12 protein-coding genes and 1 riboswitch are annotated in these 15,365 nt (G+C 60.8%); of the genes, 6 read left to right on the top strand and 6 right to left on the bottom strand.

Translation table 11 applies throughout. The features are described from left to right. Nucleotides 1-146: 146 nt before the first annotated feature. From HWX07_RS15430 to HWX07_RS15405, 6 genes are all read right to left on the bottom strand, one after another. A complete protein-coding gene (locus tag HWX07_RS15430) occupies nucleotides 147-1,331 on the bottom strand; it encodes a hypothetical protein (RefSeq protein ID WP_175876798.1) in 1,185 nt (394 codons plus the stop codon). 237 nt (nucleotides 1,332-1,568) lie between these two features. After that, nucleotides 1,569-1,922 (bottom strand): hypothetical protein, encoded by a 354-nt coding sequence (locus HWX07_RS15425; protein ID WP_164728209.1) that lies wholly within the window; start codon nucleotides 1,920-1,922, stop codon nucleotides 1,569-1,571. A gap of 42 nt (nucleotides 1,923-1,964) precedes the next feature. Then, a riboswitch (SAM-I-IV-variant riboswitch) is annotated at nucleotides 1,965-2,068 on the bottom strand. 150 nt (nucleotides 2,069-2,218) lie between these two features. Next, complete coding sequence (locus HWX07_RS15420; RefSeq protein ID WP_175876797.1) at nucleotides 2,219-3,571, bottom strand: ATP-binding protein; 1,353 nt, start codon at nucleotides 3,569-3,571, stop codon at nucleotides 2,219-2,221. A 51-nt stretch (nucleotides 3,572-3,622) separates the two neighbouring features. Further along, nucleotides 3,623-4,297 carry a response regulator transcription factor gene (locus HWX07_RS15415; protein ID WP_175876796.1) on the bottom strand — a complete coding sequence of 225 codons (675 nt, stop codon included), beginning with the start codon at nucleotides 4,295-4,297 and terminating at the stop codon, nucleotides 3,623-3,625. An 8-nt stretch (nucleotides 4,298-4,305) separates the two neighbouring features. Further along, complete coding sequence (locus tag HWX07_RS15410; protein WP_175876795.1) at nucleotides 4,306-5,121, bottom strand: MipA/OmpV family protein; 816 nt, start codon at nucleotides 5,119-5,121, stop codon at nucleotides 4,306-4,308. Between the two features lie 128 nt (nucleotides 5,122-5,249). Next, the gene (locus tag HWX07_RS15405) at nucleotides 5,250-6,065 is read right to left on the bottom strand and encodes a hypothetical protein (RefSeq protein ID WP_175876794.1); all 816 of its coding nucleotides are present in this window, start codon (nucleotides 6,063-6,065) and stop codon (nucleotides 5,250-5,252) included. A 620-nt stretch (nucleotides 6,066-6,685) separates the two neighbouring features. Here HWX07_RS15405 and HWX07_RS15400 point away from each other — a divergent pair. The 6 genes from HWX07_RS15400 to HWX07_RS15375 all read left to right on the top strand — a co-directional run bounded on the left by HWX07_RS15400 (nucleotide 6,686) and on the right by HWX07_RS15375 (nucleotide 15,334). Then, complete coding sequence (locus HWX07_RS15400; RefSeq protein WP_175876793.1) at nucleotides 6,686-9,448, top strand: type VI secretion system Vgr family protein; 2,763 nt, start codon at nucleotides 6,686-6,688, stop codon at nucleotides 9,446-9,448. 19 nt (nucleotides 9,449-9,467) lie between these two features. Then, a complete protein-coding gene (locus HWX07_RS15395) occupies nucleotides 9,468-11,780 on the top strand; it encodes a hypothetical protein (RefSeq protein ID WP_175876792.1) in 2,313 nt (770 codons plus the stop codon). Continuing rightward, complete coding sequence (locus tag HWX07_RS15390) at nucleotides 11,777-13,258, top strand: virulence factor (RefSeq protein WP_175876791.1); 1,482 nt, start codon at nucleotides 11,777-11,779, stop codon at nucleotides 13,256-13,258. The genes HWX07_RS15395 and HWX07_RS15390 overlap by 4 nt, the downstream gene beginning before the upstream one ends. Nucleotides 13,259-13,320: 62 nt before the next feature. Next, a complete protein-coding gene (locus HWX07_RS15385) occupies nucleotides 13,321-14,664 on the top strand; it encodes a virulence factor (RefSeq protein WP_175876790.1) in 1,344 nt (447 codons plus the stop codon). A gap of 79 nt (nucleotides 14,665-14,743) precedes the next feature. Beyond that, complete coding sequence (locus HWX07_RS15380) at nucleotides 14,744-15,001, top strand: PAAR domain-containing protein (RefSeq protein WP_175877110.1); 258 nt, start codon at nucleotides 14,744-14,746, stop codon at nucleotides 14,999-15,001. Between the two features lie 18 nt (nucleotides 15,002-15,019). Then, the gene (locus tag HWX07_RS15375) at nucleotides 15,020-15,334 is read left to right on the top strand and encodes a TrfB-related DNA-binding protein (RefSeq protein WP_226211638.1); all 315 of its coding nucleotides are present in this window, start codon (nucleotides 15,020-15,022) and stop codon (nucleotides 15,332-15,334) included. Nucleotides 15,335-15,365 lie beyond the last annotated feature (31 nt).

The following is a 15,365-nucleotide window of genomic DNA, read 5'->3' as shown; positions in this document are numbered from 1 at the left end:
ACTTCATCAAGCGACGAAATCGACCCCGTTACTGACTCGGAAAGAAGGCAGCGTCGATGCCCGCTGCCGACCCGTTTCAGCCCTTCGACGCGAGATCCTCTCAACGGTAGTTTTCAAGGTACAACGGTCACTGCTAACCCCATCAGTCAATAACCACGCACGAAAGGCAAAAGTTTTTTGACGATGAAATGGTTTGGCCGCCAGCCCGACAAAAGTTTGTCAACAACAAAACTGTCTACACCCGCCGCGACCACGCCTGCGACTGGATTTGCAAAACCAAGTGCGGTCGTTAAAGCGTATCGTACGGTCTTTGCTGTAATGCCTTGAACTGAAGGTTCGGATGTAATTTCGCGAATGTAGGCGCGGACCAAATTTTCATCTGGATTCACTGTTCCAAGCCAGTTTCTGAATCGACCACTCTTATCTAGCAAGCGAAAGAACTCATCGATCGAACGTTCGCCCGCGTCGATAGCTTCGGACAGACTTGGCGCCCCTGGAAGGACAATGTCAATAAATTGTTCCCGCGACTCCAGATTCAGTTGCGAACGCCGCAACACATCTTCGTACCGTACGCGGATAATTGCTGACGTGAGCGCAGAGGTTACAAAGTCACCTCCATAGTAAGAAGCCATCGTGAGATCCGCCCGCGCATCCAGAATGTTAGTCAGAAAATGTGCGACGGTAACGGGCTCCAATGGCGGCACCGCTTTCGCCCGTCGTGTATTAATTGTGTCGAAGTCGATGTTCGAGAAGGCGCAATAACCTTGCTCCGTGTGCAATAGCTCAAACTGCAGATCACTGCTAGGTGCCTGCCCCTCCAATGACGCGGCAATCGCCTGTCGAATCGCTTCCCGTACAAATTCGGCATCGGATAGGTCACGCCTTGCGGCATCAGGGATGCCGCCCTTTACAAAGTGGTTTCCAGTGTACTTATGAATCGGAACGCGGTTAGTGAACCACTTCGAAAATTCCTTGGCGGTCTTTCGCGGAATGCCTTGGCGTTCCAGTTCAAACGCTGTTCGCTCTTCGGGCGAATTAAGCTTGGTGCTTTGGTCGCCAGCTAGCGAAAAAGCAAGATAGTCGTGAAACTGGGTGACGCCCACAGACGTGGTATGCGTGCCTAGGTTCTCTTCACAGTAAACAGCGGACAACTCTGGACGCGTCAACAGTAACTTGAGACGCTCGATGCCGATCTGCTTTACTAGCTGGAACAGCGTGCCACGGTCGATCACGACATGCACTTTCTGATAGTAGAGCAGTGCCTCTGCGATTTGACCAGCGGTCACGGGAGATCCGCCTTCAGCTCTTCGCAGAACGACGTGTTCGAACATGGTTGACCTCGAGCTCGTTCAATACTGTTGGAGCAATTCTATCCGACTGGTCGTGCGGTCAATGCCTCGAAAGGCGAACGGTCGATATTAAGGAGGAGGCGACATCCAGTTGCTCTCCGAGCGCTAGCACGAACGACTGAATTTGGCCGAATTGAGTCAGATGAAACGACGCTGTCTGTTTGGTCTAGTCCAGCTTCATACATATCACCTGATACAGCGACGACGCGCATGCATTGTCTAGTGGCTACCCTCCGACGCGCTTCCCGCCGCCGCCCTCGCTCGAACAAAATGATGCTCGACCCTCGTCCGGAGCACACCCTCCACCGCCGCAAGCCGCTCACGCAGCCTTACCGCTTGCCCTTCCGTCATCTCACCGAGCACGATTTTTTGTTCGAGAACGTCGCCACAGCGAGTAATGGCCCACCGATCGACCGTAGCCGTTTCACCTTCGAGCACAGCCGCCGCGGTCGAAACGATGCCCGGATTCCGTCTCGAAACGAGATGAACCGTATGCGTCAACGTAAAACCGGGAAGAAAATGCGACCAGTCTTCGCAGACCGTCGGATGGGAAGCGGAGGAAACTTGGCTCATGGTTGCTCCGGATGAATGGTTATCGAACCGGTGCCAGCCATGCTGCTCCCGTTTCGTTGCCGTCAATCGGCCGCATCGCCCCAAGGGCGTCCACCTTGCCCGGGAGGGCAGGTTGGCGTCGGGAAACCCGACTCTGGATGCTTGATTTCTCACGTTCGACATTCCGAACGTTGGTTCATTATACCGAAAACCCGACGCCGAACAAGTCACCCGGGGAAAGCCGCAATTCGACCGGACGGACCGTTCGATCCAGCCCTTTTACCGTGGAAGCCGCCACCGCACGACCACCGCCCCGACTAAAACCAAACACTGAACCGCGTCCCCGTCATCAGCACATCGACCGTCAGTGTCCATTGATGGGCCTCCGCAATCTCCCTGCAGATTGACAAGCCGAGCCCCGCACCGTCATACCGCGAATCCGGCGCCCGCCAGTATCGGTCGAATAGCCGAGGAAGATGTTCCCGCCGAATCCCCGGCCCTTCATCTTCGACATGAATCGCCGTATCAAGAACAGTCAGCACCACGACCCCGCCCGACGGCGACGCATTGATCGCATTCTCGAGCAGGTTCTTGAGCAGGATGAAAAGCGCCCCGCCGTCCGCGCGTATCGGCGACGCGGAATCACGCGCTTCGATATGAAGCGTCACCTGCTTCGCATCGGCCTTGCCGGCCAGCAAGCTCACGACGTCCCGCGCGACGTCGGCACCATTCACGTCGCCGAAACTGAAGTTCTGCGCCTCGCTGACTTCAGCCAGATGCAGCAGTTGCTTGACCTGCCGGGCCATCAAATCGATCTCGCGAAGCAAAAGCGCCTTCTGACTGATATCGGGCTGCAACTCGATCTGCCCTCTGACCAGCGTGAGCGGTGTCTGCAACTCATGCGCGGCGTCGGCCAGAAACTGCTGCTGCACCGCGAAGCCATTCTCGAGCCGGGTCAGCGCGTCGTTGAACGCATCGATCAGCGGCTTGATCTCGCTGGGAATCCCGGCTGACGACAGCCGCGTCTTCAGATTGCGCGGCTCGATTTCCCGCGCGGCCCGCGACACCTCCCGCAACGGCTTCAGCACATGGCTGATCGTCAACGGCAGCGTCAGTCCGAAAATGACGGTCGCGATGACCAGCACATAAGCGACGGTCTTCGGTATCGGATCGATCCGCGTCCTGACGAGCGCATCGACGAGTTGCCTGCTTTGCGCCACCTGCACGTAATAGACGACGCTCCCGTTCAACGCGCGCTGCGTCGCGACCGCGTACGCCTTGCCGTCGATCGTGGTGGGCAGCACCTTGCCGGCCACGGTCGCGATGTCCTCCGTCAACCACGATCGATCCTCGCTCGAAGGCACCGACGCCAGCAACACCTTCCCCGTCGCGTCGAGCACGCGATACTGCACGTCGGCCGGCAAGAGCCGGAAAATCACCGCCGGATGCTCGCCCAATCGCACGGATGCCGGCCGCCCGGCCGCATCGAAACGCATCCCGGCCACGATATGGCGGATGCTCTCCATCTGCTGGCGTCTTCCCAGGAAATCGGGATATCGATCCAGAAAATAGACGGAAAGCGCGGACAGCAGCGCCAGGCTGATGGCGAACGCGGCGACGTTGGTCACCCACAGGCGCGTCGACAGACGCAAGACCCAATGACGGAACATGGCGGTTTTCTTACGAGGGAGTAGCCACGTGCGACACGCGGCGAAGCATCGTCACGCCTCCCGCAGCGCGAAGCCGGCGCCGCGGATATTGGTGAGCCGCATCGTTGCGCCGATCGCCGTCAGTTTCTTGCGCAAGCGGTGTACGGTCACCTCGAGCGCGTTCGGCGTGACCGCTTCCGCGAGCCCCCATGCGGCATGCTCGAGGTTCGAATGCCGGACAGTCCGGCCCGCGGCTTCGATCAGGCAAAGCATGATCTGCAGCTCGGCCGGGGCCAGCAGTACCGTCCGGTCGCCACAGCGCATCGCCCGCTGGGGCGGGTCCACGGTCACGTCCGCGAACGACGCGACGAGCGTCGTGAGCAGCGCCGGGCGCCGCATCAGCGTACGGACGCGGGCGACGAGTTCGCTCATTTCGAACGGCTTGGTCACATAGTCGTCGGCGCCGCTTTCGAGTCCGTCGATGCGGTCATGCAACGCGTCGCGCGCCGTCAGCATCAGGCAAGGCATCATGCGCCCCGCCGCGCGCAGCGTCCGCAAGAACGCCAGACCGTCTCCGTCGGGCAATCCGCGATCGACGATCAGCAGCGCGTAATCGGCCCGGTCGATACCGTAAGCGGCTTCCCGGGTGTTGCCGAACCGATCGGATTCGATGCCCGCCGCGGCCAACGCCTGCGACAACAGGCCAGCCAGGCGCTCGTGATCCTCGACTATCGCCACTCTTGGCATGCTCGCACTCACTTGAACCGATACATGTAGCCGATCCGGGCCTCGGGAATGAACCGCCTGCCGACGAGCGGACTGTCGGTGATGCCGTCGCCGAGACGCGACACGCCGACGTCCACAAACATCGTCTGCTGCTTCGTCAACCGATAGTCGACACGGGTGCCGGCCGACATGTTCACGGCCGAACCCGCGCTGTAGGCGGCGCGCCACGCACGCGCCTCGGATGGTCGCACGCCGTAATAGTAGTCGACGTATTTGTTGCTCAGCCATTCCGCGCCGACATGCGGCGTGATCGAGAATGCGCCCAAGGCGAACGCCTTCTCGAAGCCGATTTTCGCGCGCTCGCCCTTGTTTCCGCCGAGCAGGAAGCTACCCGAGAACGTGCCGAAGCTGGTGCTCCATGACAGCGCGGGCCCGTACCATAACGCGCCCTTGCGCTTTTCCATGCCGTTCAGGATCGGGGCGTCGGAGCCACTGTATCCGTCGAACAGCGAGAACTGGCCACGCAGCGCGACATTGACGCCGCTCCAGTTGCCGATTTTCAGATCGACGGTGGTGCCGATGGCCTGCACCCATTTGTTGTCGAAGTAGACCAGCGGAAAAGGCAATACACGGGTGCCGTCGCCCCTGTAGGCCGACGGCTCGATGCCGACGCCCGCGCCCAATCCCCAATGCGTGACGTTCGTCGCGTTGTTGAGGATGGTCAGCCCCGTATTGTCGGGATCGGGCGGGCTCATGCCCTCGTCCGCCCACGCGGAAACAGATGAAAGTGCGAATGAAGCGGCAATCAGCCATAACGGGCGTTCGCGGCGGAAGGCAGTTTTCACAATCGTTCCTGGAGTCGAGGGTCGAAACGGGGGCTACTGTAGGACCAGTCGACTTACCGCTCACTTACCAGGAAAAATATCGTCCAAGGCCTCTCCGCGCGCCTGCATGACCCGCCCGCCGAAACCCGCTACTTCGACAACCCCAGCTTCTTCGACACCACGACGCCGCTCGACGGACTCACCAGCCAGATGTCGCGGAGATCCATATGCAACGTGGAGATCCTCGTCGAAATGTCCGTCGGCTCCTCGATACTCGGATCGGCGTGTTCGGTCTGTTCGGTCAGATAAGGCCGAACCAGGCGTCCGGAAAAAACCAGTGCGAAGTCGCCATGCGTTTGCGCGTATTCGGCGGGCGAAAGCCGCATGCGGCTCCGAACCGTGTTCTTTTTGCCTTGTCCGGCCTCGAGCTCGATGATGTCGACGTGCTGGATGTACCCTTTTGCCTTCGCTTCCGGTGCAATCACGAGCCCGCGCCCTCGCGGCCCCGTCGTCACCTTGTGGAGCAGGATGCCTGCCTGGCCGTCGCGCTCCGCATCGAACAGGTCGACATCCAGCGTCAGCAGTTGCCGCCGCGACCGGTACCTCACCCCGTACCGCACCGGCACCACGAACGTCACGTCACGATCCAGACCGACGGCCGCCAGGTCGGGATTCGTCGGGCCGTGCCGGCCGGCGGCGCCGGACACCGCGCCGCGAACCCGGTCGCGCAACGAAGGTGGGAGCGTGCTGGCATGCACCTTCTGCAGCGCGTCCCGGATGGCAACCGGATCGTCGCCGACAATCGGTCGTGCCGGGGACGTGTCGTGGTCGACAGCCGACGCGACGTGCGCCGTGCCGTCGACAGCCTCCACCTCTGCATGCGCCGCGACGGGCGCCAGCATCGTCGTCACGGCGACGATGCACGCGAAGCGCGAACAACCCAATTTGAATTTCCGGTGAAACACGACGAACTCCCGATTGCTTGCGGATCGATCAACGACGAGCACTATAGGGTGGAATGATCGGCAACGCACCCACCGTTCGAAATTCGCCGATGCCGGTACGCCTCGTCATAGGTTCCTTGTCGCCCCGCGGCACGTCAATCGGCGCTGACCGAACCATCTGGCGGCGAATTTGTATGTTGAAAGATGCCTTTTCGGCATCCCATCGGCGGGCGTACACATCGCGCGCCAGTGCACAAGGCCGCTCGCGCTGATTTCAATGGCGTGACGTGCCGTTGCTCATTTTGATTCGGGACAATTCCGAATTCTCACCATCAAATTCAATCATGTCTTGACAAAAAATCCCCTATTTCGACGATATGGGCAAACGAGGCACGACAAATACCAATTCATAATGATCACCTCGATATATTTCCATCCAAACAAAAAACCCACTCAATTCAAAGAAACATTAACCATTGTTTCAAAAGAAATTATTTCTCATCTCAAAATAAAAATATTAGTTGAAGCTAGAAATAGCTTGCTATTCTTCGCACCGAAATTCCAAGTGCCGTCGCATTGCCATCCTGAGAGGCGGATTCGAACCCATCCGAATCCGGAACAAAAATAACGAGATTGTCGTTATGTCGATAGCAGCAACTTTGAGAAACTTTGCGTCGGGCCGGGTCGACCTGAACAAGCGTCCCGTCTCCCTTCATTTCGGGCAGGCGCAACGCGCGGTCGGCCATCTGCTGGCGCTCCATCACGCCGATATCCGCGAGGGGCTGATGTCGGGCATCGAAGGGCAACTGACCTGCGTGTCGACCTACGATCATCTGCCGCCTGCGCTGTTTCTCGGGTTGCCCGTATCGGTCCGGCTGACGACCGATCGCGGCAACATCCAGGCGATCAACGCGATCGTGCACGAAGTGCGAGCCGGGCAATCCGACGGTGAACTGACCGTCTATCAGCTGCAGGTGTGCGACGCCCTTTCGCTGATGGACCGTCGCACGAACGCCCGCCTGTTCCGCTCGCGCAGCGTGCCGGACATTCTGGCGACGCTGATGAACGAGTGGAAACAGCGCAGCCCCGCACTCGCGCGAGCGTTCGATTTCGACCTGTCGGCATTGCGGGCCGATCGGTATCCGGCACGCGAGCTGACGCGGCAGGTCAACGAATCCGACGCACGCTTCATCCGGCGTCTGCTGCGCCGGGAAGGCATCACGGTCTTCGCGAAGGCCGCCCCGGTCGACGGGAGACGCGGCGTGACCGACGAGCGGCCGCTTCACACGCTCGTGTTCTGCGACGATCCGCATCGTCTGCCGGACGCACCGGCCGGCACCGTCCGCCTTCACCCGCGCGACGCCGGCGTCGAGCAACGCGACACCGTCACCCTCTTTGCGTACGACCAGAGCCTGTCGCCCAGTAAGGTCCGCCGCCCATCGTGGGATTACAAGACCGTTCGCATGGACGACTTCGAGGCCGTCACCGGCCTCGACCAGGGCGAGTCGGGGAACGATCTTGCGCGCCTGCTGACCGACGTCGCGATCGACATCCCGCACGTCGGCGACTCGTGGAACGATCACGCGCGCATCGCGCACGACCGGATGCTGGCCCATCAGTTCGCGGCCGCGCGCTTCGAAGGCATCGGCACCGTGCGCGACATGCTGGTGGGGCACGGATTCACGCTGACGGGCGACCCGGAACTGGACATGAAGTCGATCGATCGTCGCCGGTTCGTCGTCACGTCGATTCGACACGTCATCTGGAACAACCTGCCGAAAGACCTGTCGGGCCGCGCAAGCGGGCTGTTCGCGGCGAGCCGCAACCTGACGCCAACCGCCCCGCCGCCCGATGCATCGGGACAAACGGACACCCGCTACGAGAACAGTTTCACGTGCGTGCAACGCGGCGTGCCGCTCAAGCCCGCCTACGATCCGGCGATCGACGTGCCGCCGGTTCACCTGCTGACCGGCACGATCGTCGGCACGCAGGGCGAAGAGGTGTTTTGCGACAAGGCCGGCCGCGTGCGTGTGCAAATTCACGGGCTGGACCCGGCGGACCATGCGCACGCGCAAGGTGCCGGCACGAACGGCCTGGCCGGCGACAGCGCGCCGATTCGCGTCGCCGCGAGTCTCGCGGGCGAAGGCTTCGGTGCGCTGTTCCTGCCGCGTGTCGGCATGGAGGTCTTGCTGGGGAGCCTGGCGGGCGATCCGGACCGTCTGGTGATCATCGGCGTGTTGAGCAACGGCGAGAACCCGCCCGCGACTTTCAGCAATACCGGCGCGCTGCCGGGTAATCGCTACGTGTCCGGGATCAAGACGCGGGAGATCAAGGGCCGCCGGCACAACCAGCTTCGGCTGGACGATACGCCATCGCAAATCTCCGCGCAGTTGGCGAGCGAACATGCGCATACCCAGTTGAATCTCGGCTACCTGACGCAGCCGCGCAAGGACGGGCACGGGAACGATCGGGGCGAAGGCGCGGAGTTGCGCACCGACGCCGCTGCGGCGTTGCGCGCCGCCCAGGGCATGCTGTTGACGACCTATGCGCGTTCGCACGCAACCGGCGGTCAGCTCGATCGCGACGAACTGATTCGCTTGCTCGATCAATGCACGGCGCTGTTCAAGTCGCTCGGCGATCACGCCGGCCAGCACGGCGGGCAATCCGCCGACACGGCCGGTCAGGACAACATCGCCAATGCATTCCGTCACTGGAAACCCGGCCGGTCGGAATCCGGCACCACAGACGACGCATCCGCGTTCATGGCGTTCGGCGCGCAAGCGGGGTCGCTGAACGTCACGCCGAAGACGCACGTCACGTATGCGGGCGAGAACATCGATCAGATCGCGCAGCAACACATGCAAATCACGAGCGGCGAGCGAATCAATCTGCAAGCCGGGCGCGGCGTCGCGATGTTCGCGCATGGCAACGGCATATCGGCGATCGCGCATCAGGGGAAAGTGGCCCTTCAATCGCAGAACGACGACACGCAGATCGAGTCCGGCAAAAACATCCAGTTGACCGCAGCCGACGGCAGGCTTGCCGGCACGGCAAGCGACGAAATCGTATTCGTCACGTCCGGCGGCGCGTATCTCAAGCTGCATGGCGGCGATATCGAACTGGGATGCCCCGGCAAGTTCACCGTGAAATCCGATGGTCATGCGTGGGACGGCCCCGCCAGCATGAGCGTCGACCTGCCGACATTCGATCAAAGTCCGCTCGGCCGCGTCCCGAAGCTGATCCGCCCGACGGACGGTAACGCGGCGCCGGGGTTCGAGGGACAGATTCGAAAGGCATCGGGAACGATGTCGAGTTTGACGACCGACACGGCCGGGGAACTGCCGGCGGTCGATACCGACCGGTTCGAAAGGCTGGCGGTGCAGTTCACCAAGAAGAATGTTTAACGCAAGCGCAGGAGTCCCGATGATTGATTCATCTCTCGATCCTCGGCCGGAAGAGGACGCACGCACCGACGAGCACGCCGCGAAGGCCGACGTGCCCGATCCGGCTGCACCGCGCCCGGAGCCACCTCAGATCGTCGTCGGCCGGAGCGACGGGGTCTCGATGTGGACGAAAGACACGCGGCTGATCTGCATCAAGCAAATGTCGTTGCCTGGTGTCGTCATCTTCGTCCATGGGGTGAACTCCGAAGGCGAATGGTTCGAAGCCGCCGAGCAAGGGCTGTGCGAGGGCCTGAATCGTCGGCTCGGGCGGCTGGATGATCAATTGATGTATCACGGCATCGACGCCGGGCAATTGGTGCCGGCGAAGTACACGGAAAGCGTGACGCCGGACGGGTTTCTGAATCCGAAGCTTTGGTCCGGCAACTACATCAAATCCGACCCGTCCTTCTCGCCCGTCATTCATTTCCGATGGGGCTATCGGGCGACTGCCGCAGAACTGAAAGAGTACGGCGACAAGATTTTCCTGAACGAGAAGGACTATTGGGGCGGCGGTCCGTTCACGAACGGCTGCGCGAGCCTGCCCGATCTCTGGCACGGCGGCCTCGACGACCGTGCGGCCGGATGGTTGACCGTCCAGGGGATCAACCCGACCAATCGGCCGCTATATCGCGCGCCGCCCCGCGCGTATGGCGTGCTCGCGGCGTTGCGCCTTGCGAGGCTGATCGAGTCGATTCGCCGCATGCAGGCCGACGTGCCGATTACCGTCGTATGCCATAGCCAGGGCAACATCGTGGGCCTGACGGCGGCGTTCTTCGGCGATGCGCTGCCCGATGTCGAAGATCCGTGGGGACGTAGCGGGCATTGCGTGGCGGATGCCTATGTACTGGCGAATGCGCCGTACAGCCTTGCGCGCGCAGACGGCCCCAATCCATCCGATACGTTCATGGATACCTGGTCGCAACGCGCGACCAGGGACGGTGCCGGCCGCCGCGGACGGCAGACCTACGCCGCCCGCACGAAAACGTTCGGCAAGTTTCTGTCGATCATCGGCACGCGCAAAGCCTACGAACTGCCCGCCGACAAGATCGATGAAGACATGGCCAACGAGCGGGTATCGCCGACCAGCAAGCGGTCTTATGCGGCACAAGAGGATCGGGCTCGCCACGGCCTGAACGGATCGACATATGGTCGCGTCACCGCGTATTGCTGTCCACACGACCAGGTGATTTCGGCGGTCACGGTTCAAGGCATCGGCTGGCGCGGCATCGACGAGAACGAGCTGAACGATATCAGCGTCCCCGGCGTGCTGACGCAGCGCGTCTTTGCCTCCGGCTTCCAGGTTGGCGTGCAGGAGCGCTATCGGTATCGGGAAGACGACTGGCGGCATCGGCAAAAGGGAAAGACGTCGGGATTCTGGTATCCGCCTTCGCCGCCCGCCAAGTTCAATCTCATCGGTGCGCTCAAGGGAAACGAGTCCGTGTTCGGGGTGGCGGCCACGCTTGCATCCGCGCCGATCATGTTTTTCGTGACCCAGATCAGCTCGGCATTGAATATGTTCCGCGTGAACGCCCTTCCGCCGAAGGGCTGGGCCGTTGTAGCGGACGCGCCGGCGCTCGACGAACCGTTCCCGCCGCAAGCGTTGCGGTTCGGCAAGCCCATCGAAACGAGGGACGGCAATGCGATAAGCGACTTCAACGAAGGCAACGATCCGCCAGCCGCATGGCGTGACGCAAGCAAGAGCGAGGCAGACAAGCGCGCGGACGATCCTTACGATCAGTACGAGGCGAAGAACGCGGACAGCGTCGCGCAAGGGACGGCAGAGAGCGAAGCCGGACAGCGTTACGAGGACCGCGCGTTGATGCGGATGGAGGCACGGCGCACGCTGAATACGGAATGGCTCGATGGCGACGGCCACGTGATCGGCGAGGACGGCAAGAGCGAAATGCCGAAGGGTTACAAGGAATGGCGCGATCAACAGATTGTCGATTGGCTCGATCGTGGCTCGACCAACAGCCCGACAAATCACTCCACGACGATGACCAATCCGGATCATGCCAAAAAGGCGCTTGCGTACGATGTGGCGATTGGGGTTTGCTATCTGACGCCCGAGCAGCTCTACGACCTGCGAATTGAGGCGGACTGGCGGATGGGTACGGGTATCCCTGAAGACAATCCAAACGAGAAATATGCAAGCTATTTCGCAAAAGGGAAGCTTGATAATTTGCCATTGTATGAATGGGTCCACGCTGAAAAAAGCGAAGGAAACATGCCCGGTACGATTGTGGATGAGCGTGAAGGTCAGTTCTATCTGAAGGTCGGGGGAGCGATATGAAGGCATTGATCGCTACATGGCCGCGACGCGCCGCCGTTGCGGTCGCAGCATGGATGATCGCGGCCGTACTCATGGCGTCGTTGATGGCACACGTAGAACAACCGGACCCGACACAACTGGAAATAGAGGATTGGATGAAACGATTCTTCGTCGTGCCCAGCCTAGCTGCACTCATGGTGCTCCTGTTCACCACTGCCACGGTACGGTCGGCGTACGCGGCACCGGCGACGGAACCCGTAACGCATGCGGGACCCTTTGTGGAAGAAGCGGTGAAGCCGTTCGTCGCACAGGTCGTTGGGCTAATCTGGTTAAATCCATTGGAGCGTAAAGACTACTCGACTCAATGGCAATTATTGTGGACCCAAGGACTCGCCGCACCGAACAAGAACGATGACATGGTACGAACCGACCCGAAGTCGTTCACAACGTTGCAATCAGTAGCAGGCGTTGCATATGGCAACCAAGGGAAAGAGACGTTTAAAGGTTTCTATCACAAGTACATCAACGAAGCGCTTGGTTTGATGCATACGCGTTACGCGATAAACGCAAAGTACTTCTACACAGTTAGTCCTGAAAATTCAAAAGACTGGCGCGAACTCGCCGGAGTTCACGTCGAACTCGCCATACCCGTCAGGCTCGAACCGGGCTATGCCAAAGCTATCCTGACCAAGGAGATTGTCGAATACTTCGAAATCGGCCCGCCGTCACCCAAGACTTTGTGGAGCCGCGACACGCCTCCCGACGTACAAATCACGCAAGGCGGCGCGAACGCCGGATTCACTTCATTGAACAACGCATTGGACTACTTGCAGGCGAACCCCGACAAGAGTGTCTGGGTGATGAACTGGGACGCGCCCAACTTCCCGCCCACTGATGCACAGATCAACGAGAACCTTGTCGTGCTGTTCCTCGCCGGCCCAACCTTCAACACCGAACGCGAACCGCTCGCCTGGATCGGCAAGGCCGCAACCGGCAACACGCATGATTTTCCGCAGAAGGTCGGCACGACCCGCGCCGTGCAAGCGTGGAAAGCGACCATCGATCAAGCGGCACGCAACGCCGGCATCGCGGTCCCTGACCTCAACTACATCGTCCACGACGCAGGTAAGGGCAGCGACGCATCATCGTCACGCCTTGCCGTGCTCGGGCAAACCTTGACCGAATCTCTCCCCGAATACGACCACCGCAAGCAGACATTCAACACGGCCGCCCTACTCGGCGACATGGGAACAGGCAGCGCATTGACCGACGTCGCGCTCGCCATCGGCCGGATCAATCACTTTGGCGGCAACGCACTCGTCGCCGGCACGACCGATCCGGATCACCCGGTCGCGGTCGTTGTCCTGCCGCCGTCGAAGCTCACGCCGATCGATCCCGACAAAGACTGGTTCCGCGCGCGCGGCGGCAACAACGCCTACCTGCCGTGGTGGGGGCGTCGGCACGACACAAATTACGGCATGCAGGGCTATTCATGGTGATGCACACCGGTGCGGCAGCACGCTACATGTGAACGTAGCTACATCGAGCAGCAGGAGATGGGATGAAACGATTTGTAGTTGTACCTAGTTTGGTGGCACTCGTGGCGCTTCTGTTCCCGACGGTCATGATGCGCTCGGCGCATTCCGCACCTGCCGCTGAACCAATAGCGAACGCAGCTCCCTCCGTCGAAGAGTCAGTGAAACCGTTCGTTGCACAGGTTGTCGGCATGATCTGGCTGAATCCGTTGCAACGCATGGACTACCCGACCGAATGGCAACTGCTGTGGACGCAAGGGCTTGCCTCGCCGAACAAGAATGACGACATGGTGCGCACAGATCCGAAGTCTTTCACTACGTTGCAATCGGTAGCCGGAATCGCTTATGGGAATCGCGGCACGGAGACATTCAAGGGCTTCTACCACAAGTACATGGAAAAATTTCCCGGCCTATTGAGTAGTCGTTACGCGATGAACGCCAAGTATTTCTACACAGTAAAACCGGATGACAAGAAGGATTGGCGCGAACTTTCCGGGATTCGCATCGAGGGTGCAGTTTCTGAGCGCCTTGATCCGGCTATCGCGCGCGAATACCTGGCAGAGCCGATCCGAAAAACCTTCTTTATCGGCAACCCACATTTCCCGACGATGTGGAGTCGCAGCGCGCTTCCCGACGTACAAATCACGCGAGGCGGCGCGAACGCCGGGTTCACTTCATTGAACAACGCATTGGACTACTTGCAGTCGAACCCCGACAAGAGCGTCTGGGTGATGAACTGGGACGCACCCAACTTCCCGCCCACAGATGCACAGATCAATGAGAATCTTGTCGTTCTGTTCCTCGCTGGCCCAACCTTCAACACCGAGCGTGAGCCCCTCGCCTGGATCGGCAAGGTCGCCACCGGCAACACGCACGATTTTCCGGAGAAGGTCGGCACGACCCGCGCCGTGCAGGCGTGGAAGGCGACCATCGACCAAGCGGCACGCAATGTCGGCATCGCGGTCCCTGACCTCAACTACATCGTCCACGACGCAGGTAAAGGCAGCGACGCATCGTCGGCACGTCTTGCCGTGCTCGCGCAGACCTTGACCGAAACCCTCCCCGAATACGACCACCGCAAGCAGACATTCAACACGGCCGCCCTGCTCGGCGACATGGGAACAGGCAGCGCATTGACCGACGTCGCGCTCGCCATCGGCCGGATCAATCACTTCGGCGGCAACGCACTCGTCGCCGGCACGACCGACCCCGAGCACCCGGTCGCGGTCGTCGTCCTGCCGCCGTCGAAGCTCACGCCGATCGATCCCGACAAGGACTGGTTCCGCGCACGCGGCGGCAACAATGCCTACCTGCCGTGGTGGGGCCGCCGACACGATACAAATTACGGCATGCAAGGCTATTCATGGTGATGCACACCGGTGCGGCAGATTGCTTCATCCGAACGTGATCGCCGCGTCAGACCTCAAACCATTTGGAGGATGGAATCCCATGCGGGGAATTATCCGGGTGGAAGATACGCACACCCACGGCGGCCGGGTCGAATCCGGCGCCCGAAAAAGCACGGTGATGGGACGCGCGGTCGCTCGTATCGGCGACGCGTGCTCGTGTCCGATTCATGGCGCCTGCACGATTGCCGAAGGCGACCCGGCCTTCGACATCGAAGGCCGCCCCGCCGCGTTCGACGGCCACAAGACTTCATGCGGCGCGGAATTGATGTCGTCGCTTCAACATTCGGGGCGAGTCTGAATGCCGACGACCCGACGCATGACCGCCGAACAGTTCCGGTCGTTGCGGATGCAGGATACGCGGATCAAGCCGCTGAACCAGTGGGCCTTGCATGAGATTTTCGTGAAGGGCAGATCACAACGGGCGCTGGCTGCCGAACTCGGCATGACGCACTCCGCGATGTCGCAACTCGTGCGGAAAGCCTGGCGACGCTATCTCGAACTGCCGTGCAACGCCGCCCGCCTCACGACGCTCACGGTCACGATTCCGTCGAGGTACGAGCAGGCGTTGCTGGCATGGGTGCGGGATGCGCACCGCCTATCGACCCAATCCCGCGGCGACGCGGCGACGTAATCGCGACGATTCCGGCCGGCGAAGCCCCATA

It is taken from the genome of Burkholderia sp. BCC0097 (assembly GCF_902832985.1).
GTDB lineage: Bacteria > Pseudomonadota > Gammaproteobacteria > Burkholderiales > Burkholderiaceae > Burkholderia > Burkholderia orbicola.
This window is presented reverse-complemented; position numbering and strand designations above follow the sequence as displayed.